22 protein-coding genes are annotated in these 22,342 nt (G+C 59.8%); 6 read left to right on the top strand and 16 right to left on the bottom strand.

Going from position 1 to position 22,342, the window contains the following annotated elements; genetic code table 11:
- Positions 1 to 33 precede the first annotated feature (33 nt).
- Complete coding sequence (locus tag GA0061103_RS00110) at positions 34 to 558, bottom strand: DUF992 domain-containing protein (RefSeq protein WP_092705950.1); 525 nt, start codon at positions 556 to 558, stop codon at positions 34 to 36.
- A gap of 250 nt (positions 559 to 808) precedes the next feature.
- Positions 809 to 2,056, bottom strand: a complete 1,248-nt coding sequence (locus GA0061103_RS00105; RefSeq protein WP_092705949.1) for an adenylate/guanylate cyclase domain-containing protein — start codon at positions 2,054 to 2,056, stop codon at positions 809 to 811.
- Positions 2,057 to 2,272: 216 nt separating this feature from the next.
- Between GA0061103_RS00105 and GA0061103_RS00100 the strand changes: the two genes are divergently transcribed.
- Complete coding sequence (locus GA0061103_RS00100) at positions 2,273 to 2,854, top strand: nucleoside 2-deoxyribosyltransferase (RefSeq protein WP_092705947.1); 582 nt, start codon at positions 2,273 to 2,275, stop codon at positions 2,852 to 2,854.
- A 31-nt stretch (positions 2,855 to 2,885) separates the two neighbouring features.
- Here GA0061103_RS00100 and GA0061103_RS00095 read toward each other — a convergent pair whose 3' ends face one another.
- The 8 genes from GA0061103_RS00095 to GA0061103_RS00060 form a co-directional block, all read right to left on the bottom strand.
- Positions 2,886 to 3,701 (bottom strand): phosphate/phosphite/phosphonate ABC transporter substrate-binding protein, encoded by an 816-nt coding sequence (locus tag GA0061103_RS00095; RefSeq protein ID WP_245304613.1) that lies wholly within the window; start codon positions 3,699 to 3,701, stop codon positions 2,886 to 2,888.
- Between the two features lie 6 nt (positions 3,702 to 3,707).
- Positions 3,708 to 4,712: an ornithine cyclodeaminase family protein gene (locus tag GA0061103_RS00090; RefSeq protein ID WP_092705943.1), complete on the bottom strand. Its 1,005-nt coding sequence runs from the start codon at positions 4,710 to 4,712 to the stop codon at positions 3,708 to 3,710.
- Between the two features lie 111 nt (positions 4,713 to 4,823).
- Positions 4,824 to 6,338 (bottom strand): HAL/PAL/TAL family ammonia-lyase, encoded by a 1,515-nt coding sequence (locus GA0061103_RS00085; protein WP_092705941.1) that lies wholly within the window; start codon positions 6,336 to 6,338, stop codon positions 4,824 to 4,826.
- A 294-nt stretch (positions 6,339 to 6,632) separates the two neighbouring features.
- On the bottom strand, positions 6,633 to 7,379 hold the full coding sequence (locus GA0061103_RS00080) for an ATP-binding cassette domain-containing protein (RefSeq protein WP_092705939.1): 747 nt from the start codon (positions 7,377 to 7,379) through the stop codon (positions 6,633 to 6,635).
- Positions 7,372 to 8,436: an ABC transporter permease subunit gene (locus tag GA0061103_RS00075; RefSeq protein WP_092705937.1), complete on the bottom strand. Its 1,065-nt coding sequence runs from the start codon at positions 8,434 to 8,436 to the stop codon at positions 7,372 to 7,374. Before GA0061103_RS00075 ends, GA0061103_RS00080 begins: the two co-directional genes overlap by 8 nt.
- A gap of 107 nt (positions 8,437 to 8,543) precedes the next feature.
- Positions 8,544 to 9,533 (bottom strand): substrate-binding domain-containing protein, encoded by a 990-nt coding sequence (locus GA0061103_RS00070; RefSeq protein ID WP_092705935.1) that lies wholly within the window; start codon positions 9,531 to 9,533, stop codon positions 8,544 to 8,546.
- Between the two features lie 228 nt (positions 9,534 to 9,761).
- Positions 9,762 to 11,174, bottom strand: coding sequence for an ROK family protein (locus GA0061103_RS00065; RefSeq protein WP_092705933.1), 1,413 nt, complete (start codon positions 11,172 to 11,174; stop codon positions 9,762 to 9,764).
- Complete coding sequence (locus GA0061103_RS00060; RefSeq protein ID WP_092705931.1) at positions 11,167 to 12,108, bottom strand: tagatose-bisphosphate aldolase; 942 nt, start codon at positions 12,106 to 12,108, stop codon at positions 11,167 to 11,169. Before GA0061103_RS00060 ends, GA0061103_RS00065 begins: the two co-directional genes overlap by 8 nt.
- A gap of 228 nt (positions 12,109 to 12,336) precedes the next feature.
- Between GA0061103_RS00060 and GA0061103_RS00055 the strand changes: the two genes are divergently transcribed.
- Positions 12,337 to 13,257, top strand: coding sequence for a sugar-binding transcriptional regulator (locus tag GA0061103_RS00055; RefSeq protein WP_141694404.1), 921 nt, complete (start codon positions 12,337 to 12,339; stop codon positions 13,255 to 13,257).
- Positions 13,257 to 13,919 carry an HAD-IA family hydrolase gene (locus GA0061103_RS00050; protein WP_167376502.1) on the top strand — a complete coding sequence of 221 codons (663 nt, stop codon included), beginning with the start codon at positions 13,257 to 13,259 and terminating at the stop codon, positions 13,917 to 13,919. The genes GA0061103_RS00055 and GA0061103_RS00050 overlap by 1 nt, the downstream gene beginning before the upstream one ends.
- Positions 13,920 to 13,926: 7 nt before the next feature.
- Here the strand turns inward: GA0061103_RS00050 and GA0061103_RS00045 are convergent, their stop codons facing one another.
- From GA0061103_RS00045 to GA0061103_RS00030, 4 genes are all read right to left on the bottom strand, one after another.
- Positions 13,927 to 14,160, bottom strand: coding sequence for a tautomerase family protein (locus tag GA0061103_RS00045; RefSeq protein WP_092705927.1), 234 nt, complete (start codon positions 14,158 to 14,160; stop codon positions 13,927 to 13,929).
- A gap of 93 nt (positions 14,161 to 14,253) precedes the next feature.
- Positions 14,254 to 14,718: a (R)-mandelonitrile lyase gene (locus GA0061103_RS00040; protein ID WP_245304612.1), complete on the bottom strand. Its 465-nt coding sequence runs from the start codon at positions 14,716 to 14,718 to the stop codon at positions 14,254 to 14,256.
- Between the two features lie 306 nt (positions 14,719 to 15,024).
- The gene (locus GA0061103_RS00035; RefSeq protein ID WP_092705923.1) at positions 15,025 to 16,266 is read right to left on the bottom strand and encodes an NAD(P)/FAD-dependent oxidoreductase; all 1,242 of its coding nucleotides are present in this window, start codon (positions 16,264 to 16,266) and stop codon (positions 15,025 to 15,027) included.
- Complete coding sequence (locus GA0061103_RS00030; RefSeq protein ID WP_092708412.1) at positions 16,263 to 16,580, bottom strand: MocE family 2Fe-2S type ferredoxin; 318 nt, start codon at positions 16,578 to 16,580, stop codon at positions 16,263 to 16,265. The genes GA0061103_RS00035 and GA0061103_RS00030 overlap by 4 nt, the downstream gene beginning before the upstream one ends.
- Positions 16,581 to 16,759: 179 nt before the next feature.
- On the opposite strand from GA0061103_RS00030, the gene GA0061103_RS00025 reads away from it, so the two are divergent.
- Entirely contained in the window at positions 16,760 to 17,797 is a 1,038-nt protein-coding gene (locus GA0061103_RS00025; RefSeq protein WP_092705921.1) for a LacI family DNA-binding transcriptional regulator, read from the top strand.
- Between the two features lie 181 nt (positions 17,798 to 17,978).
- Here the strand turns inward: GA0061103_RS00025 and GA0061103_RS00020 are convergent, their stop codons facing one another.
- Positions 17,979 to 19,013: a sterol desaturase family protein gene (locus GA0061103_RS00020; RefSeq protein ID WP_092705919.1), complete on the bottom strand. Its 1,035-nt coding sequence runs from the start codon at positions 19,011 to 19,013 to the stop codon at positions 17,979 to 17,981.
- A gap of 194 nt (positions 19,014 to 19,207) precedes the next feature.
- Positions 19,208 to 20,137, bottom strand: a complete 930-nt coding sequence (locus GA0061103_RS00015; protein ID WP_092705917.1) for a sugar ABC transporter substrate-binding protein — start codon at positions 20,135 to 20,137, stop codon at positions 19,208 to 19,210.
- 230 nt (positions 20,138 to 20,367) lie between these two features.
- Between GA0061103_RS00015 and GA0061103_RS00010 the strand changes: the two genes are divergently transcribed.
- Together GA0061103_RS00010 and GA0061103_RS00005 are read left to right on the top strand one after the other, a co-directional pair.
- On the top strand, positions 20,368 to 21,201 hold the full coding sequence (locus tag GA0061103_RS00010) for a sugar phosphate isomerase/epimerase family protein (protein WP_092705915.1): 834 nt from the start codon (positions 20,368 to 20,370) through the stop codon (positions 21,199 to 21,201).
- A gap of 50 nt (positions 21,202 to 21,251) precedes the next feature.
- Positions 21,252 to 22,342: S-(hydroxymethyl)glutathione dehydrogenase/class III alcohol dehydrogenase (locus GA0061103_RS00005; protein WP_092705913.1), on the top strand; the 1,091-nt coding region annotated here is incomplete at its 3' end.

Genomic DNA, 22,342 nt, shown 5'->3' with positions numbered 1-22,342 from the left:
CCATACCATGATTTACGGTCGAGGCCGAAAGCCTCAATCAGCCGAGGTCAAAGTCACCGACGTACCGGTTGCGGCGACGTTCAGGCCGAGCTGACCCGTCACACTTACGGTCTGAAGATGGATGGAACCCGAGGTGCCACCGACGAGGATGTTCGTACCGACACCGGCGCCAACGGTCGCCTCAACAGTCGCGCCCTGATAGAGGCCGCTCAGAGAACCGTGATGATAGCCGGCTGTCGGTGCGAAGACCAACCAGACGAGCCGGCTGCGGGTGGTGAAGCCGAGATCGACGCCCATCTTGCGGATCGCACCGGTATAATGATCGATGCGCTCGCGTCCGACCGTCGAATGGAAGGTGCAATCCACCTCTTTCGCCGAGCCGAGGACATAGCCGACACCACCGCCGATTTCGCATTCGAGGTAGCCGATCTTCACGCCGTTGCGCTGGTCGGGCTCTTCTTCGCGATAGGTCGTCGGCATATCCGCCGCCCGTGCCACCGCCGCGCCGGCAACGATCAACGACGCTGCTGAAAACGCCAGGGTCAGGATTTTTCTCATCTGTTTTCTCCTTGTCAGAGTATTATGGGTGGCAGGCACCCTCGTGGTCGAGCCGATAGAATCAACCCTTACTTAACGTTCGTACGCGCAGAACGATCCCAAAAATAAGGCGGCTATCGTCATGATCCAATTCACAATATAGGGAAGTCCCTCCGCCACGGCACCCTTTGGCCATTTCACGTTTTGCTACCGACTGAATCGCGCCGTACAAAATCGAGGATTTGCAGGGCAAAGCTCGCCTGCTTACCCGTCAACCATGTTGAAGCAAGATTTCCTTGGCGGCAAAGGCGAACACATCGACCGGCTCTCCAAGGCCTTTGAGAGGGAAGGAGCCGAGGCTTTCCATATCCCGCTGGCAGCCGGCCATGTCGACGAAGGCCTTGGACAGGAGCACCGGCCGTTTGACCTCCTTCGTTAGGGACTCCAGCCGTGAGGCGATATTGACGGCCGGACCGATGACCGTGAAATCAAGGCGTGTGCGGGAGCCGATATTGCCGTACATCACATCGCCGACATGCACGCCGACACCGTAGCGCAGCACTTCGCGGCCATGCTTGCGGTTTTCCTCATTGAGTACGGCAACGCTCGCCTGCGCCTCGCTAATGGCAAGAAGAAGATTGTGACAGGCATTCGGATCGCTCAGCGGGAAAATGGCCAACAGACCGTCGCCCATGAATTTGAGGATCTCGCCGCCATGCTTTTCGATCGGGTCGACCATCGCGTCGAAATAGCCGTTGAGCAGCTCGATGACATCGTCGCGCGGCCACATGTCCGAGATTGTGGTGAAGTCGCGCAAATCGCAAATGAGGATCGCTGCACCGACGGTGGTGCCGCTGCCACGCGTCGTGGCGCCAGCCAGTATCTTTTCGCTGGCATGCGGCCCGACATAGGTGCGCAGGAGCGTGCGCGCCATGATGTTCTTCAACCGGATCTCGGTCACCATCGTCAGAGCCGGCAACAGGTCCTTCAGGAAGGTGATGTGCTGTTCGGTAAAGCCGCCCGGAGCATCCGATGCGAAGGTCACGATATGGCGCTTGCCGAGCGTATGGTAGATCGGCCAGGCGATATAGTCGGTCAGCCCTTCCGCATGCATTTCCTTATAAAGCGGATAGTTCAGGTCCGCCTTCTCGCAGATCTCGAGATTTTTCCGGACTTCCGTCGCGCCGTTGAAGATCTCGTTGATCGGGCTTGCCAGAAACTGAGGCGTTTTCTCGACGCCGTAACTGAAGGTGGCGATATCCGCCTCTTTCATACCGGTACGCCACAGAATCCTCGCGCCGAGCCATTGCGGATGCAGCGTTCTGAAGTGCATCGTCGCTCTTCCGATCGGAACTCCGACTGCCCGCATTTTCTCGCAGAGTTCCACGAGGATATTGTCGATGAACCGCTGCTCGCGGACATCATTCATAAGCCAATCGAGGATCTTGCTTTGTTTCGTCGGCCAATTGCCCTGGTCGTCCTGGGTCGAGGCGGCAACGGCCTCAAGAGAAGATTGCATTTTCTATACCCCACAAATTCTGTCATGGATCGTGAGCGCTATTCGATCCGAATAGAACTATACGCGTGTCGCCAGGGACCGGGAACGGCAATCGCCGTTATTTCGCGATTTCGTAAATTATGCGCCCGGCTATGGCGGCTGCGTCTTGAATCAGCCATAGGCTTCATATGGTTCCGCAACTGCTGCGGTGCAAGATTCCATTGAAGAGGTGAGGCATTGAGAGCATATCTGGCAGGCCCGGAAGTCTTCCTCCCGAACGCGAGGGAAATTCTCGATCGCAAGATCGCGCTGGCGCGCAGCTACGGCTTTACGCCGGTTTCGCCCGGCGACCTTGCCGTGCCTGAGACGGAGACGCGTCGGCAGCGTGGCCTCGCCATCAGCTCCATCAACGAGAAACTGATGATGAGCGCCGATCTTATCATCGCCAACCTGACGCCGTTTCGTGGTATCGCGGCCGATATCGGCACGGCCTTCGAACTTGGCTTCATGTGCGCCCGCGGCTGCCCGGCATTTGCCTTTTCCAACTGCGTCGATAACCACTTCGCGCGTGTAAGCAGGCTTTATGGCGGTGAAGTTCAACTCGGTGAGGACGGACGCCATCGCGGTCCCGACGGCATGTCGCTCGAAAATTTCGATATGACCGACAATCTGATGCTCGACGGCGGCATAGCGGCACGTGACGGCGTCATCGTCACGCGCCAGGTCGCGCCGGATCAGCTCTTTCTGGATCTGACGGCCTTCGAAGAATGCCTGGGCCTTGCAGCAGCGAAACTATTGAAGCAGGTCGCCAGCGCATAATGTGCCGGCTATTGATTAGTTCGCTCGAACTTCACCATGTTCCGAGAGCAGCGTCGATGGCTCGCGCTCTTGCGGGAAGCTGGTTATAAGCGGCAACATCCGGCTCGGCAAAGGCCGCCAGTCCGAGCGATGCGAGAATATGACTCCCTTCCGGATCTTGGTGCGCACTGAGTAGAACGGCGCGTAGCGCGTCGACAATATCCGAAGATTGCTGCCTTGCGGCCACCAGCAAGGGGAAGGGTGCCGGTTTTGTGGTAGCAATAACGCGCAATGGCGCGATCATGTCGGGCTCGTGCATTGCCATCAGCTGGAAGGCATAGGCGTCGATGGCGCCGACATCTATGGCATCTGAACGAATGGCGTCGACCACGCCGCGCGGATTGAGGAGCGGGCCGACGATCTGCGCCGTTGCAGGCCTATTCGCAAGCGTGGCAAAGAATTCTCTCGGTGCATTATAGCCGGACTGGGAGTCCCGCACCGTCCAGCCCCAGCGCGCGGTTGCAAGATCGGCTTCAGTCAGCGATCTGTCGCGAGCGGCGACGATATGGCTCGCGTAGACTGGCCGCCCGTTTGCCCAGCCCGCCAGAGAAACCGGCGCGGCCAATGGCTGCGGACGTTCCTCTGGCGATAGCCGGGAGAACGGAAAGCCGCACATGAAGACGGCGCCCGTGTCCGGGCGTCCCCATAGTTCGGACAGAGGTGCCGGAGCGGCATGGGCAATGACTTCGAGTTCGACGCCTGACCTGTCAGCAAGCCAATGAAAGAGCCGATCCCAAAGACCGGATATTTTCGGGCTCAGATTGTACATTCGTGAGCAGGCAATGGCCGCGACAGGGGATATCGTCATGGTGCGTCACGCAAACCGGAGCCGCTGGCCGATATTCATGCGCTTTGCCTTTTCAACCATGGCCGCGCCGAGCGCGACATCGGTCGTGCTGAGCCCGCGATGCCAGAAGAGGATGGTCTCGTCATCGCTTTCCCGGCCGGGCTTCGCGCCACAAACGATCTGGCCGATCTCAGCATGCAGCGTCTCGGCCGTCACCTTGCCCTCATCGACATGGCGGCGAAGGGCGCCGAAGGGCCGCCCCGGTCCGCATTGTCCCCAATCGTCGACAACAACCTTGTCCATGATGTCGGTCAGGTCGAATTCGAGCGCACTCATCGTGCCATAAGGCACGACGAAGGCGCCTTTCTTGACCCAGGCAGTCTTGAAAAGCGGTGTTGGTTCTGGCAGCCGGCTCGCCTCGATCATGATATCGGCGCCTTTCAGGCAATCCTCCCAATTGTCCGTCACGATGATCTTCTTGCCGAGATCCTTTTCCAGCCGAGCGGCGAAGGCATCGCGGCTTTCCGGACGGCGCGAATGCACGCGGATTTCGTCGAAATCGAAGATATGGTCGAGCAATCGCACGTTCCAGTAGGATGTGCCGCGCGCTCCGATATGGCCGAGGATCTTGCTGTTCTTGCGGGCGAGATGTCGGGCGCCAATGGCTGTGACCGCACCGGTGCGCATGTCGGTGATGGCAGTCGCATCGATGATGGCCTTCGGTACGCCGGTGCGCGGATCGAAGAGATTGAGAACCGCCAGTTCCGAGGGCAGGCCCTGTTTGTAGTTGTCGACGAAATCGCCGACGACCTTGACGCCGGCATAGTCGAGTGGCTTCACGTAGCCGCGCAGCACATTGAAATGACCCTTGTCGGAACTCTCAGGCACAAGATGGACGCGAGGCTCGATCACAGTCTCGCCGCGCCCCTGCGCATCGAGTGCGCTGGTTACGGCGTCAAGAATTTCGTCATTGGAAAGCGCCAGGGCCTTGGCGTCCATGGCATTCAGATAGTCGATCCATATTTCCTGCATTACCGTTCTCCAGCATGTCACCGGCCGTGCCGGTCTATCGATGTTTCAGGCCGTCAGACGGCCTGCGAGAAAGCAAGGCGGCAGGCGTGAACCATCGTGCCGCCTTTTCGATCAGGGAGCAGCCTTCGCGGCCGTCTCTGCGATGAATTCCGTCACTCTTTGAAAATCAGGACCTTGCGCGCGGTCTTCCTCGAGCGGTGCCACCAGCTGGCGTACCTGTCGATAGGCGCCCAGCGTCCCGCTGCCGAGCTCGCCCGCAACACCGCGCAACTCGACCGCCTGAGCCGACGCGACAAGCTCGATCGCCACGAGATAGCGTAGCCGCTCGATCATCGCTTCGATCTTCGATAGAACGCTCGGCGCCATCGAGGCCTGATCCTCGACACCATCCGCGACCGGGATCGGCGTGAGCGATACGGGAATAGCCAGATGGCGTATCTCTGCTTCAAGCGCCGAGACCGTTTTCTGCACGGTGGCAAAACCCGTTCTGCTCTGCCCGAGCGGAGTCAGGAAGCGCGGCAGCTCCGACATGCCCGGAGACATGATTTTCATCGTTCTATAGGCAGTCCCCGCCGCACAGTGCGCCATTGCCTGGCCAAGCCGCTCCCATGCGAGAACGAAGGCCGTCATGTCGAAATTGCCGTGCGACAGGATAAGCCCTTCCTCGGCCAGCACGACGGGATTATCGCCGGAGCTGGCAAGCTCGATCTCGGTTGCGGCGCGCGCTTCGCCGATCGCGTGGAGCAGGGCGCCCCAGACCTGCGGGGTGCAACGATAGCTCAGAGGGTCCTGCAAGCGCCGTGCCGCACCGTCGACAAAAAGAGAGCTCCCGAAAAGCAGCTCGCGAAGTCTCGCCGCGGTTTCACGCTGACCGAAGGCTGGTCTTGCCGCCAGTGCGCGGTCATCGAAGGCCGATACATTGGCGCGGAATGCCTCGAAATTCAGTGCGACGGCTGCAAGCGACCAATCGAACAGGCGTTCGATGTCCTCGATGCAGAGGCAAGCCTTGCCGACCGACAGGCTGTTGGCGACCACGAGGACATGGCCATCCTTCGGCGCGATCGGCAGAGGGTTCAGACTGGCTTTCGAGAGGGCGTCCCGCGCCGGCATGATCGCGCCATCGAGCTCCACATCGCCGTCCCCTAGCAATGCGCGCGCCATATGCGCCAAAGGCGCAAGATCGGCAGCGCCGATCGAGCCGAGCGAAGGAACCACCGGATGAAAGCCCGCATTCAGCGCTGCGACGAGACCAGTAAAAACCGGGAGCGATACTCCGGAACCGCCGGCCGCCATGCCAGCGATGCGAGTCGCCATCATTGCCCTGACGGCTTCGCGCGGCAGTGCCGGCCCAACCCCGACGGCACGGGCTTGCGGTACGCGTAACTGAAAGGCGATCAGGTCCTCCGTGGCGAGCCGTGTGTCGACACCCGCGCCCAATGCCGTCGTCAAACCATAAACTGGCTGGTTGGCCGCCAAATAGCGTTCGACCACGGCGCGTGCAGCGCTGATTCTGTCTTCGACGTCTGGCGAAATCGCTATCGTGGCGTTGCGCCGCGCAATTGCGGCGATATCGCTCGCTGTCGGGGGCGCTTCGGTAAAGGACACTATATTGTCCGTCTTGCTCATCCCTGCTTGCCTCCAAGAAGCGCGTCCGGTTTCCAGCGATCTTCACCGGAACGCTCTTCCAGTCGATATGGGTCGTTGGAACAGATAGATATCACGCATAGCACGGCACAAGGCCAGCAACAGTCATATCGATTGAAGAACACCGCTATCTCATTGCGAGGCTATGTTCGGTTCGGAGAAAAGCTCGATCCGCGGCAAACGAGCATCCAAAGAACTGACACAAATAAAAAAGTGATAGCGATGACAGGTTATCGCTATCACTTTGTTTTGAACCGAGGTCGGTTTGGTGACGGGTTAGCCGCCGATCATAAGCCTCACGACTTCCTCGTGATTGGTGTCGGCGATATTGCGCTCGCCGGCAACGATCCCGCGGCGCAGGACGACGATGCGGTCGGAGACCGCGAAAATATCCTGCAGATTGTGCGAGATGAAGATGACGCCGCGCCCCTGCGCCTTCAGTGACTTGATCAGAGCCACGACCTTGCGCTGTTCCGGTACGCCGAGTGCAGCCGTCGGCTCGTCCATGACGAGGATGCGGGCATTCCAATAGACGGCACGCCCGATCGCAACGGCCTGGCGCTGACCGCCGGAAAAGTTGCTGACGGGTGCATCGAGCCTCTTCACATGGAAATCCAGCTCCGCCATCGTCTTGCGCGCCGCTTCCGCCATGGCTTTGCGGTCCAGCACCGGCAGGAAGCCGAAAAGTTTCTTCATCGGCTCGCGGCCGAGGAAGATATTGGCGCCGATCGGCAGATTGTCGGCGAGAGCGAGATCCTGGTAGATCGTCTCTATGCCCTTTTCACGCGCATCCTGCGGCGAGGAGAAGGTGACAGGCTTGCCTTCGATCAGGATTTCGCCCGCGGTCGGCGGATAGACTCCGGAGATCGCCTTGATCATCGTCGTCTTGCCGGCGCCGTTGTCACCGGCGAGAGCCACGACTTCGCCGGGCCGTACGACCATGGAGCAATTGTCCAGTGCACGCACCGCGCCGAAATAACGCGAGAGATTGCGGACCTCGAGGAGGGGAGTGACGTTATTCATCCTGTTTTGCTCCGCTGAACCGACGTTGCGCCTGGTCGATGAGCACCGAAATGATGATGACGACGCCGACGGCGATGAACTGCCAGAACGGCTCCACATTCATGAAGACGAGGCCATACTGGATGACGGCGATGACAAGAGCGCCAGCGATGGTGCCGATGATCGTACCGGAACCGCCGAAAAGGCTGGCGCCGCCGATGACGACGGCCGCCACGCTGTCAAGCAGCAGCGGTTCGCCCGCCTGTGCAGCACCCGCGGTGAAACGGGCCGCATAAAGCGCTCCGCCCAGGCCCGCACAGACGGCTGAAAGAATATAGAGCCGCAGCAGATGGGACTTGATGTTGATGCCGGCGCGCCGCGCCGCCTGGGCATTGGCTCCGATGGCATAATTATGCTGGCCGAAGCGGGTCTGGCTCAGCAAATAATGCATGATCAGCACGAAGACGAGCGTGACGATGACGAGATAGGGCACGCCATAGAACCGTCCGTTGCCGAGCTCGGCAAAATAGGAATTCTTGACCGGCACGGTCGTGCCGCCGGCGAGCAGGAAGGCCGTGCCACGCGCCACGCCGAACATGCCGAGCGTGCCGATGAACGGCGGAACCTTGAGACGGGAGATCAGGAGACCATTGATGAGGCCGGGAACTGCAGCCGCCAGCATGGCGACGAGGATGCCGAAGACCATTGCCACGGGCAGAGGCATGTAAAGGCCGGCGATGTTGGCGATATGCGCGGCGACGACGGCCGCAAGCCCCATGATGAAGCCGGTCGACAGATCGATACCGCCCGAGATGATGACGAAAGTCTGCCCGATCGCCAGCAGCAACGGTGCCACCGCGAAGATCGCAACGGACTGCCAATTAAAGCTCGAGCCGACGAACGTGCCGCCAAAGTCGATCCGCGCCCAGATCTCGAAAGTCACGATAAGCGCGGCAAGAAAGAGCCATGCACGCAATTGCGCGATGCGATTAAGAAGTGTTTTTGCCTGGTCGCCGTGGTCTGCCTGCGGCGCCACGTGCTGATCCGCCTTGCGGACCTCTGCATTGTCGATTGTCATGGATCGGTCCAAACTGGAGCGTTGGAGGCGCGAAGGTTAGGCGCCGTCGCTCTATCATCGTTGGATAATGTGCCTCGCCGATGGGCGAGGCACAGACTATCTCCGCATCAATCGGAGTAGATGAACTTCGCGATCTTCTTGTCGGCTACGTTCGACTTGTCGATGACCGTGAAGCCGGTGCCGATCGCTGTCGGGATCGAATTGCCGGTGAGGTGCGCATAAGCGGCCATCACACCGAAATAGCCGATCTCGGCCGGATGCTGCGCGATCGCCAGATCGACGAGGCCGGAATTGATGTTGTCGACGATAGACGTCGGCGCATCGAAAGCGACCACGCGGATCTTGCCCGTCTGGCCGGCCTGCTGCACGCCGTTGGCAGCACCAAGAGCGGAGAACAGATTGGCCCCGAAAACGCCGTCGAGATCGGAGTTGCGCGCGAAGACGGCCTGCAGCTGCGATGCTGCCTTGTTGGCATCGTCGTCGTTATACTGCGTCTCCAGAACGGTGATGTTCGGATACTTCTTCATTTCCTCCTTGAAGCCCTGCTCGCGCTGGTCGGTAGTCGACACACCGGGCTTGACGTTGGAAACGTAGACCTTGCCCTTTTCGCCGACGGCCTTTGCCAGTGCGCGCGCGGCAATCGCGCCGCCGAGCAGGTTGTCGGAAGCGATATAGGCCAACGGGAAGTCCGCATCGCCTTTGCCGGTCTGGTAGACGCCGGTACCGATAAAGGTATCGACGGTGATGATCGGGATGCCGGCATCAGCAGCCTTCTTCAGAGGCTGGATGAGCTGATCCTTGTCGGTCGGCGCGATCAGAATGAAATCGGGCTTCTTGGCGATCACCGCATCAAGAACCGGAACCTGGGTTACCGGATTGAAATCGGGGCCGCCCTGAAAAACGAGCTCGGCACCGACAGCTTTGGCTGCCGCTTCGGCACCCTTGCGCATGGTGATGTAGAAAGCATCGGTCGTCAGACCTGGAATGAGGGCAATCGTAAACTTCTTGTCTGCGGCTTTGGTGCTGCCGGCAACTGCCGCAACACCGGTAGCGAGCGATGCCACAGCCGTAGCCTTGAGAAATGAGCGGCGCTCCATAATTTTCCTCCTCTTGAAGCCGAACCTCCCCTGTCCGGCAAAGCGATAATCAGTGGGTTACCCCGGCGCGTCAAGTAATTTTTTTCTGTAATGAATTTCCGTCATCTTGTTGATATGGCTACACAATTCTGCAATGCACATGATGCCGTCATCCGTCGGGGACATAGCGTCGCACGACGGTTCAGGATTATTTCGCATTTATGCCGTCTGCCTGGACGGCGGCGCCGATCATTCGCGCTCGAAGACCTTTGAAAGCCACGCCATGATAGCCCCCATATCCGGTTCCTGCGTCTGGTCGACCGTCATCACCGCACCACACCCCATGGGCTCGGCCCGATCGGCAAGCGCTATCAGCTCCGGCACATATTCGGCACCCGGATGCCCAGGTAATCGGTCCTTCAACCGGCTGGCATAGCGTTCGCCGGCAACCGCCCCAGGCACCTTGCACCAGAGCTCCGCGACATGGTCTATCTGAGCAGTATTGAGATAACTCTCGAGTTGAGCTTTTGGCTGAAAGCCGAACCATGCATCGACAATGAAGGTCGAGCCCGTCGGCGCCTCCGCGATAAAGGACCAGATCGCCTGGTAGCTTGCCTTTCCCAGCGTCCGATTGAAGTCGCGGTCGACGGGACCGATATGCTGCAGGAACGGATTCTTGATGCTGTCGAGAGACAGGATCGGCCAGCCGGTCCGTAGCGACAAAGCCTTGGCTAGCCGGCTTTTGCCGGAAGCCGGCACGCCGTTGACCATGACAACCCGCTTTCCTTGCGGCACGGCATCAGCGCCGAGAATCGAAAGTCCGGCGCCGATCACGCCGGCATCGTCCGCAAGCTTCGCCGGCAATATGGCGGGGCAGAACCAGGGAGCGGCTGCCGGCAAGTCGGCAAGAGCCCGTGCGGCATCACAGCCAAGCCCGCCGCCGAGCAGGATAATCTCCGGATCCATGGTCGCTGCGATATTGTCGAGTGCGGCACGCAAGGGTGTTGCCCATTGGCGCAGCACACGGACTGCCGTGTCGTTTCCTTCCGCTGCCATCTCGAAGATTTCACGAATTGTCGTGACGGATAATCCGGATTCGGCGATGTGCCTGCGCAAAGCGGTTCCGGAGCTGAAGGTTTCGACGCAGCCGCGTCTGCCGCAAGGGCAGGGCGGGCCATCCTGCGATACACAAATATGGCCGAGCTGCCCAGCCGCCTTATGCCCGTGATAGATGCGCCCTGCATGGGCGACCGCGCCGCCAATGCCCGTGCCGATCGTCAACATCGCAACGTTTTGATAGCCCTTGGCGCCGCCGATCCGCATTTCTGCGATCAGCGCCATGCTGCAATCATTCTCGATGACAACAGGTTTCCGCAGGGCTGTCTCGAGCCGCTTTACGAAGTCGAGGCCGGAGAGATTGAGGATGCCGCCAGACAGGATCTCACGACTGTCGACATCGACCCGCCCCGGTATGCCGACACCGATCCCCAAAACTTCAGGAGTATCGAGCGCGCGCGCCATCGCAATGACGCGCTCCAATGCCAGCAGGGCATCGGTCGGGGTTCTTTCCGACAGCTTGGCCAGGATCTCGCCCTGGGCGGAGACGAGGGCGGCACGAATATTCGTGCCGCCAATATCGACGCCAATGGCGATGTCAGCCATGGGCGCGCTGCCTTTGATCAGCGCCGTGCGAGCTCGTGCCCTTGAAGTGCGTCGCGATGACGGCCTGGATTTCACGAAGTCTTGGCACTGCGACTGACTCCAGCCGATCCTTCGTTACCGAACGATCGAGCGAGATGCAGTCTTTCCACAGCGAGCGGCCGGCGATGACGCCCGAAGCGCCGTTGCGCATGGCATCCTCGACCTGGGTGAGGAAGGTTGCGTGGTCGACGCCGGCCGATAGCACCGCCCAGGGCACGTCACCCGAAAGGCGCGTGACTTCGGCGCAGGCTTCCGATGAGCCCGGATAAGGAATTTTCAAGACTTTCGCGCCGAGATCGAGGCAGATCTTGCTGCCGCCGACGATCAGAGACGGCAGCTTCGCCTTGTAGTCGCCCTCATCCTCGTCTTCGAACTTGTAAGTCAGGAATTCAACGACCAGCAGAAGATCTTCATGTGCGAAGTCTTCGATGCACTGCTTCAGGATCTGAATATTGTGGGTATTCGCCGCATCCCGATCCGAGCGCAGATAGACCATGATCTTGCCGCCAGTCGCCCCCAGCTGGCGCACGCGGCGCGCGGAAACGCCGGGAACCAGCTTCGACAGACGATAGCCTTCCGGCGATGTATCCCAGCCGGAAGCATCGAGGCCGATCAGTAGCGCGGTATCGCGCTGAAGGACGCGATCATCGACCAGTGCCGGCACGGCGCAGATCGGATCGACGAGAACACAGGACGCCTTGCTCGCGAGGAAGCGGGCAATATCGGCCTTGGTGTCCCCCAGCACCTTGTCGGAGATCGCTGCCTGCTCGGCCGGGTCCTTCGCCAGAAGGCTGCGCATGCCGCCGCGCTGGTCGCAGGCAATCACCATCATGGCACCGTCGCTGCCGCAAATCTGCTGGTAGCCGCGCATCTCCGCTGTCGTCAATTTCGTCATGTGATCCTTCCTCCAGCCGTTGCGAAACGGCACCCATACGGGCACGCCTTCTTCACTCCTCGATGAAGGCAATGCTCTTGAAATTGAGGACTCTCATGCGCGGTATAAACATTGCGAAACCGGGCTTTTTAAGCGATAACTCCTCAAGTGCTGTATGTGTAACACATTGCAGAAAGGAATTTCAACCTGAATTCGTCTCAATCGCAGGAGGCTGCGGCAAATCGCGCATTGCTGCACACGGTCGCCAAACTGCACTACCAATCCGATATGTCGCAGGTGGATATTGCCAGGAAGCTCGGCCTGTCGACGGCGACGGTTTCGCGGTTGCTGCAGCGAGCCCGGGCAGTCGGGATCGTCCGGATCGAAGTGATCGATCTTTCACCTGCCGAGGACCTGAGTGCCGCACTGATCGACGGCCTGAAGCTGCGCACCGCTGCCGTAATCGATACGCCGTCATCGAACGTGCTGAGCGCGCTTGCCGCACCAGTCGGCATGCTTCTGCAGCAGGCGGGCCTGCGCTCGGGTTCGACGCTCGGCATCGGTTGGGGGCGGGCGGTGCGCGAGGTGACATTGGCTGGTCTGCCGCAATTGCCTGGCATCGTCACGGTCGCGCTGAACGGCGGCATGCAGCATGCAGCACCTCACTTCCAGATCAATGAATTCGTGCGTCAGGCAGCAGCCCAGATGGGCGGCGTACCGCATTTCCTGCATGCGCCCTATATTTCTTCGACCGAGCTCCGGGATGCATTTCTCGGAGATCCCACAGTCCAGCAGGTGACGTCTCTCTGGGACAGGTTGGACGCGGCAATCGTCGGCGTCGGGCTGACACATGCGGCCAACCCTTCGGAAACAGCGTTGCCGGGCGAAAAGGCGCTGAGCCATGCAGCCGGAGATGTACTGCGCCACTACGTCACCGAGGCCGGCGAAATCCTGCACTGGGATGGAGAGGAGGGGATGATCGCAGCCTCTCCCGCGCAATTGCGCAAGGTGCCGCTCTGCATCGCCGTTGCCGCGACTCCGGGCAAGGCAAGCGGCATCATCGGTGCGGCTCGATCCGGAATGATCAATGCTTTGGTCACCGATGCCAATACCGCACAGGCCATCCTCGATCGCCTGTCATCCAACCAGAAAGCCGAGGATCGATCCTGATGCCTTTAGACGACCGCTCCTTCGGCGCCTTCCTGTTCGACATGGATGGAACAGTCCTGAATTCGATTGCGGTCGCCGAACGGGTCTGGACCGCGTGGGCGGAAAAACGTGGCGTCGATGCTATCGCCTTGCTGGCCACCGTTCATGGTCGCAAGGCGATCGAGACGATCACCCGCCTCGGCCTGTCAGGGATCGACCCTGCCGAAGAGGTGAGGCTACTCACACAGGCCGAAATCGATGATGTTGCCGGCGTCGAACCGATCGTCGGCGCTATCGGCTTTCTGAAAAGCCTGCCGTCGGATCGCTGGGCGATCGTCACCTCCGCCCCACGTGAGCTCGCCAAGGTCCGCATTGCGGCAGCTGGTATTCCCTGGCCGGAGGTCCTGATCGCCGGCGAGGATGTGCAGAACGGCAAGCCGGCGCCGGATTGCTTCATGCTGGCTGCAAGGATGTTGTCACAACCCATTGAAGAATGTCTTATTTTTGAAGATGCACCAGCGGGAATAGAGGCAGCGGAAGCCTCGGGCGCTTCCGTGCTTGTGATCAGCGCGACCCATCGGACGCCATTATCCACCCGGCATCCTAGTATTGAGGATTATGATCGCGTGAACGTGACTATCAATGCAGATGGTAGTCTGCGCCTCTCCGCCACACCCGATTGAGCTGCCGCTACCGAAACGGATCATAGCCCGGCTTTTTATAGATCGTGTCGGATTTGCCCTGGATATCGGGGACATAGACCTTCCCGGCCCAATCGGACATCGCCACTTCCTCGATCGCGACCGATACCGAACTCTCGTCAACGCCGAGCGTTTCGATGACAGCCTTGGTCAGATTTTCAGCCACGGCATGCTTCATTGCTTCGGTTCTTCCCGCTGCCATTTTCAAAACTATATGGGGCATCGATCGATTCCTGTGCTCGTCGGAAATTGCCGGGCCGGATGTAAGAACAGCCGGATCGGCCAGTTTGATGAAATACGGCCGTCGTTGTGGGGGTTACTTGAGATAGTCCTCGTCTGGGACCTTCTCCAGCCACTCGACATTCCTGCCGTCGCGCAAGCCGGTGATGGCGATATGGCGCATCTCGGTCGTCGCCGTGGCGCCGTGCCAATGCTTCACATTGGGAGGCGTCCAGATCACGTCACCGGGTTTTATGCTGCGTTTCTCGCTGCCCTCTTCCTGTATCCAGCCGGCTCCGGACGTGACGATCAATGTCTGGCCGCCCGGATGCGTATGCCAGGCCGAACGGGCTCCAGGCTCGAATGTTACCTCGCCTCCCACGGCCGGAAGGTTGTCATTGGCAACAAACAAGGGGCTGACGGTTACCGAGCCGGTAAAAGTCTCCGTCTGGCCTTTTACCGCCAGGCGGCTGCCCGCCGGACTAAGCTCCATGCTCTGCGCTTGTCCGCATAGGAGAAGCACTGCAAGGATAAAGCTTGCTATGGGGAGAGTGCGTTCCATGGCTATCCTTTCTTGGGTCTGTCTTTGCCTGCGACGTCACTCTTGGGGCTTTCGGCTCCGGCACGACGTCTTTGCGGAGCAAGGCAGATATCCACATCGGATCTCGTAACGAGACGGACGAATTGCCGCTGCGGCTAAGTCTTAGGGAACTGCAGGAGGAATGTAGGACGATCCGGATTCCGGATTAGCACCTGAATACCGCAAGCACTTATGGCATCTGCTCATGAATGCGCCGCTGCAGCCTGCCGATAATGCCGGCAGGCTGTCGTGATTGAAGACGCAAGACGAACGTATCTTGATGGCCTGTCAGGCCGCTCGAGGCAGCAGGGATTTCAGGTTCGCGTTACCAGCCAGCGCCTCGGTCGATGGCGTGATGCGTCCGGCAATCAGTAGCTCGCTGAGTTTGATATCCTTGGCGACCTTATTGCCGGGGCCGACGCCACTTGCGGCGACCAGCCGCTGCTGGTCGTCGAGATGAAACAGGATGAAAGCGCCGTCCCCGAGGTCTCTGCGAACGACCGTGCGGCCTTCATCGGCAAGGCCGACGATCTGCAGCGTATGATCGAACTGGTCGGACCAGAAATAGGGAACTGTCTGATAGCTGCGAGCCGCACCAGTCAAATTTGCGGCGGCGAGAATGCCCTGATCCTGCGCATTGCGCCAGGCTTCAAGACGCAGCCGGCGCCCGCCATAGAGTGGATGCGGAAACGAACAGCAGTCGCCGGCGGCATAGATATCGCGCTCCGATGTTTCCAGGCGCTCATTGGCCGCAATGCCGTTGTCGATCGCGATGCCGGCCCGAGCAGCAAGCTCGGTACGTGGCTGCGCGCCGATCCCGACGACGAGCACATCGGCCGAAATCGCATCTCCATCGGAAAGAGAAATATCGACACGCTGCTCATCCGCTTCGAGCCCGAGAACCGCCACACCACATTTTACGACGACGCCATTGCCTTGGTGCAGGGCAGTGATTGTTTCGGCGATCGGTTCGGGGACACCGCGCTTGAGGATACGCTCCTGGGACTCGATAACCGTAACCCTCGCTCCGCGGCCGCGCGCCGATGCGGCGACCTCCAGGCCGATGAAACCACCCCCAAGCACTGCCACATGCATATTGGCTCGGACGAGGGAACGGAGCGCAAGCGCATCGTCGATCGTCCGCAGATAGACTATGCGGCTGCTGACAGGCGCATTCGGCAGTCGCCTTGGTGCCGCGCCGGTCGCCAGCAGCAGTTTGTCGTAAGGCAACGCCCGGCCATCGGAGAGGAGCAGATGCTTTCCCGACGTGTCGATGGCATCGGCCGAGGCGCCGCCGATATGACGGATTGCATGCTCGGCCAGTACGATATCGCTGAGGATAGCGGGCAGCTTTGGCTCTGTCGCATCGAGCAAAATCTGTTTGGAAAGGGGAGGCCGCTCATAGGGGAGATGGACCTCGTCGCCGATAAGGGTGATCACGTGCCGATAACCATTCTCCCTGAGGCTCAAGGCGGCGCGCGCGCCGCATTCGCCGGCACCGACGATGATGATGCCCATATCGCTGCTCATGCGCCGAGCCCGATCAGGATGCGATCGCCTTCCACTTTGACCGGATAGGTTTTCAGATTGATGCAGACCGGAGCGCCTCGCGCTTCGCCCGTCTTGTAGCTGAAGCGGCCATTGTGCTTCGGACACTCGATCGTGTCATCCATCACGAGCCCATCGGCCAGATGGATTTTCTCATGGGTGCAAAGCCCATCCGTGGCGAAATATTCGTCATCGGGGCTACGATAGATCGCAAAGGTTCGCCCGGCGTGATCGAAGCGAACAACATCCTCCTGATCGATTTCATCGGCAGCACAGGCATCAACCCAGTTCGTCATTTCTTCCTCCTCATTGCAATCGCCGCAAGGCGTGAAAGGTATCGTCCAATCTTGGGAGCAGTTCGACGTTGCGCTTTGATCGCGCATCGCTTTTTTCCTCCGACTGGTTCCAAGCATGCGCGAAATGACCCTTCACATTCCACGCCGATTATGATCATTTTTCATCAGGGAGGAGCGGAATGAAGAAGGCACGTCTCGTGGACATCGCCGCCGCCGCTGGTGTCGGCCTTGCGACCGTTGAACGCGTTCTCAACGAACGCGGCAGCGTCAGGCCGCAGACGGCGGAGAAGGTTGTGCTGGCCGCCAAGCGGCTGGGCTACAAAGGGATCATCCCAAGTCTTTATCGCGGCACGATCCGCATCGAAGTCATCCTGGTCAGGCCGGAGTCGCCGTTCTTCAGCCGGCTCAACCGTGCCTTCGAGCGAATCGCTGCTTCGCTGGACAGCTCGATCACGGTCCACCGGACCTTTGTCGAAGAGAGCGAGCCGGAGAAGTTCGCTGCGCATGTAGCCAATAGCAGCATTCGCCGGCATGGCCTGATCGTTGCCGCAGTCGATCATCCGGCAATCCGGGAGAGCTTGCGGAAGGCGCGTGCCGCCGGCGTCGAAGTCGTCCAGATCGTTTCGTATCTCACGGGAAGGGACGACGTGTTCGTAGGGATCGACAACTATGCCGCGGGACGAACCGCCGGCTTCTACATGTCGCGGATGCTCCGGCACGCGGCGGGAAGCATCGTGGCCGTCTGTCATAGCTGGGCCTATCAGATTCACCGAGAGCGCATTCGCGGCTTCTCCGATTATCTCGGTTCTCAGCATGGTTCGGCACTGCAGTTTTCGGAGGTTGTATTCGGCTGGGATGACGACGTGAAATCCGCGGAAGTAATGACGCAGGCACTGCGGCGCTGTCCGGATATTGTCGGCATCTACAACGCCGGCGGTGCCAACCTCGGCGTCGGCTCGGTGCTGCAGCGCTTTCAGGAGCGGCAGAGAAGGGATTGCATCTGGATAGCGCATGAGCTCAACGACGAAACGCGCCGCTTCATCGCCTCGGGGCTGATGACACTCGTTCTCGATCAGGCGCCAGAAACCCAGGCGAGGCGCGCACTGGATACGATATTATCGCGAATGGGGATTATCGACGTGCCCGTTAGCCAAGAGCCGGTTCCGTTCCTGACCTATACGACGGAGAATATTGGCCCAGCATCCAGTCACCAGTAGGTGACAAGGCCGGAGCCTGCGGAAGGAGGGCCGCAGGCTCCGGCATTTCCCGCCATCAACGGCCGATTGAACCGGTGGCGGGGGAGAGCTCAATACACGCATATGGAGCACATAGCGCCTTTGGCAAGTCTTTGAGATCATTGTCCTGGCTGGAAGAACCCAGCCAGGCTTCGGCTCTTTGCTAGCTTGGCGTACCGGAGCGGCGAGCCTGCTTTTCGGCGTATTTCTTGGCGCGCTCCATGAAGCGCTTGTTCATGCGGTCCTCGGCCTCTTTCGAGCCGTCGTGAAAGGTGCCGAACCACTGATCGAGCGGGATCACGCCATCGGCATAATTGCACTCGAAGAATTTGTGATGGAGATAGTGGTCATAAGCATGGGTATCGATCCCGGCTTCCTCGCCGATCACGATCTTGTCGAAACCGGCATGGCCTGGCGCCGGCGCGAGAGCGGCATGTGTCAGATGGAACAGCGCGTGGATCGGATTGGACGGCACGATCCAATGGATGAGAACGCCGGAGAAATACAGGAGATGCTCGACCGGGTGCATGGCGAGGCCGGACCAGGGACCGGGATTGACGTTGTTGTGATGCAGCTTGTGGACCGCATGATAGAGCGGCGGCCAGTGGATCAGGCGGTGCACCAGATAGAAATGCAGATCACGGAACGCCGGGATCAGCAGCATGATGATGGCGCAATAGATCGGGTGCTCGGCAAAGTCGACATAGGGAATGATGCCGTTCGCAAAGGCCCATAGTGTCAACACCTCGAAGGCTGCCCATAGAGGTACGGCGCTTGCAAAGGTCCAGATCACATTGTCGACGGTCTGATTGCTGAAGAGAAACGCGGAATTATCCTTCGATGGCCACTTGCTATTGTATTTGAAGCTCGTGCCCTGCTTCTTCTGCATGTAGAGGCGCAGGTGAAAGGCGCCGAAGAACAGGAAGACCAGCGCGGCGTTGCGCAGGAGAAGATAGGCGATCCAGCCCGGCGCCAGCGTCTTCATCGTGTCCATCGAGGGCGTCGCGTAGAGCCATAGCAACGTTGCGACGACGGCATAGACGACATTCCAGGGCATCAGGTAGCCGGGATAGCCGAAGAACCATTTCAGGAACGCCAGCGGTTTCGCCGGCCAGATGAAAACAGGCGGATATTGCAAGAGCTTGTTGGGTTTCCAGTCGCCGCGCTTGTCACGCGTGCCGTAGAGCGTGTCGTCCATGATGTGCCTCCCAGTGAATGAAACGATGCAGTCAGTGTCAGCGGTGCCGGCCGGAAACGACAGCATTGATTTGATGAAATTTGCTCACGACGGCGGGAAGTTCGCTGGCGCATAATCCAAAGCGGGAAGGGGAGGCCGGTCGTGCCCTTCCCGTGTACCGGCAGCAGTGCTCCTCGCTGCCGGCTCTCGTCTGCTTAGTTGAGGCTCTCGAACTGGACCATGTTGTCTTTCGTCACCAGCTTGAAGGGGATCCAGACCTCCCGGTCGATCGGCTCGCCCTTGATGGCCTTGATCGCCGTATCGACGGCGCCGCGGCCCTGTGCTTTGGCATCCTGGAAGACGGTGACCTTGAGGTCGCCCGACTTCATCGCCTGCAGCGCATCCGGCGTTGCATCGATGCCCGCAACGATCGTCTTATCCGTAGAGCCGCCGGAATTCTTGATCGCCGAGATTGCGCCGAGCGCCATCTCATCATTGTTGGCGATGACAGCATCGAATGAAAGGCCTGACGTCAGCCAGTTCGAAACCAGATCGGCGCCGTCGACGCGGCTCCAGTTGCCGACCTGCTCGCGCACCACCTTGATGCCGCTGCAATCGCCGGTCTTGAGCACATCGTGAACATCCTGCGTCCGCTGGCGTGCCGCCTGGCTGCTGAGATCGCCGACCATGACGACGACATTGCCCTTGCCGCCGAGCATGCGACAGACTTCCTTCGTCTGCAGCGTGCCGGATTCGGTTTCATTCGAGCCGACGAAGGCCTGCTTCTTGCCGAGCGTGGAGAGATCGGTCGGCTGTATATTGACGTAGATCAGCGGAATGCCGGCATCCTCGGCAATCTTGTTGATCGCCGGTGTGCCGTCCGAATCCACCGGATCGACGATGATGGCCGAGACGCCACCGGCCGCGAAGTTACGCACCTGGTCGAGCTGCTTGTTGACGTCGTTCGCGGCGTCGACAACCTGCAGGTCGAGGCCCTTGGTCTTGGCGTAGTCCTGCATGCCGTTGGCGATGAGGGTCTGGAAATTGGTCGTCAGGTAGCCCATCGAAACGCCGATACGATCGGCGGCATAGGCCTGCGATGACAGTACCAGCGCAAGCGCGCTTGCACTCAAAAATTTCAGCATGTTCTCCTCCCAGGAAACAGCGGCCCACCTGACCGCTTGGAAAGAGTTACCGATGGAGCCGATCGGCGTCCGGGAGTATTTTGATGAAAAACCATCATTCCGAGGGCTCCCGACAAGGCGGATACATCCGCTTTGCAATGAAACGCACCCATGATCAAAACCCATCACCGAGCTGACTGGCAAAGCCCTCGGATTCATGATCTGAGCAAGCCACTGGTACGGGAGGACGCATGCAGAACTTGCTCATATTCCAGTCGCTCTGGTCCATGGAGCGACGTAGTGCGAGACATCCGGAGCTTTCCCTGGAGAAAAGTATCGATAAGATCGCAGCTGCCGGCTTCGATGGCATCAGCGCCCATTGGTCCGATCGTAATGTCGTCTCCCGCATCGCGGGTCTGCTCAAGCAACATGGCTTGCAGGCGGAGGGGCAATGCTTCCCGAAGACCATCGACGATCTGAAGCCGGTGCTCGAGATCGCCGCCGAACATAGTGTCCATCACATCTGTCTGCAGCCGGACGTGCGCCCGCGACGGCTTGAGGATTGCATTCCTCTGCTGGAAGGCTGGCAACGGCTGGCGGAAGAGGCCGGCATCGATGTCTGGATCGAGACCCATCGCGACCGCATGACGACGGATCTCTTTTTCACGCTCGACCTGCTCGACCGGCTGCCGGACCTGCGGCTGCTGGGGGATATCTCCCATTTCCTTGTCGGGCGGGAATTCGCCTGGCCGGTGTCAGACGAAAACCACGCCCTTATTCATCGGATATTGGACAGCTCCTGGGCCTTCCATGGCCGCGTTGCCTCCCGCGAACAGGTTCAGATCGAAATTTCCTTCCCGCATCACAGACCCTGGGTCGATCTTTTCCTCGGCTGGTGGGAATATGGCTTCAAAAGCTGGCGGAAGCGCGCCGACAAAGACGCGACGCTTGCCTTTACTTGCGAACTGGGGCCGAAGCCCTATGCCATCACCGGAAGGGACGGTGAAGACACCACTGACCGCTGGGAAGAATCCCTGCTTATGAAGCAGGAAATACGTGATTTGTGGGCGAGAACCGCCAGCTAATAAGTTAAGAAAAGTATCAGCAATAGACCATTGATTTTGGAGGATTTTCCATGGACGTAAGAGCAGCAGTCGCGGTTGCGGCAGGCAAACCGCTGGAGGTGATGACGGTTCAGCTGGAGGGGCCGAAGGCCGGCGAAGTGCTGATCGAGGTCAAGGCGACCGGCATCTGCCATACCGACGATTTCACCCTGTCGGGCGCCGATCCGGAAGGCCTGTTCCCCGCCATCCTCGGCCATGAAGGCGCCGGCATCGTCGTCGATGTCGGTCCGGGCGTAACCTCGGTCAGGAAGGGCGATCACGTCATTCCGCTCTACACCCCCGAATGCCGCGAATGCCCGTCCTGCCTCAGCCGCAAGACCAATCTGTGCACCGCGATCCGCTCGACCCAGGGCCAGGGCCTGATGCCGGACGGCACCTCGCGCTTCTCGATCGGCAAGGACAAGATCCATCACTATATGGGCTGCTCGACCTTCGCCAATTACACGGTGCTGCCGGAGATCGCCGTTGCCAAGGTCAATCCCGACGCCCCCTTCGACAAGATCTGCTACATCGGCTGCGGCGTGACGACAGGCATCGGCGCCGTCATCAACACCGCCAAGGTGGAGATGGGGGCAACCGCCATCGTCTTCGGTCTCGGCGGCATCGGCCTCAACGTCATCCAGGGCCTGAAGCTTGCCGGCGCCGACATGATCATCGGCGTCGATCTCAACAATGACAAGAAGGCCTGGGGCGAGCGCTTCGGCATGACGCATTTCGTCAATCCGAAGGAGGTCGGCGACGATATCGTGCCCTATCTCGTCAACATGACGAAGCGTGGGGCCGACCAGATCGGCGGCGCCGACTACACTTTCGACTGCACGGGCAACACCAAGGTGATGCGCCAGGCACTGGAGGCAAGCCATCGCGGCTGGGGCAAGTCCGTGGTCATCGGCGTTGCCGGCGCCGGCCAGGAGATTTCGACGCGTCCATTCCAGCTGGTGACGGGCCGCTCGTGGATGGGCACGGCCTTCGGCGGCGCGCGTGGCCGTACCGATGTTCCGAAGATCGTCGACTGGTACATGGAGGGCAAGATCCAGATCGATCCGATGATCACCCACACCATGCCGCTCGAAGACATCAACAAGGGCTTTGAGCTCATGCA

The sequence above is a fragment of the Martinezella multihospitum genome, assembly GCF_900094585.1.
Classification (GTDB): domain Bacteria; phylum Pseudomonadota; class Alphaproteobacteria; order Rhizobiales; family Rhizobiaceae; genus Rhizobium; species Rhizobium multihospitium.
Note: the sequence above shows the minus strand (reverse complement) of the source record. Positions and strands in the feature narration are given on the sequence as shown.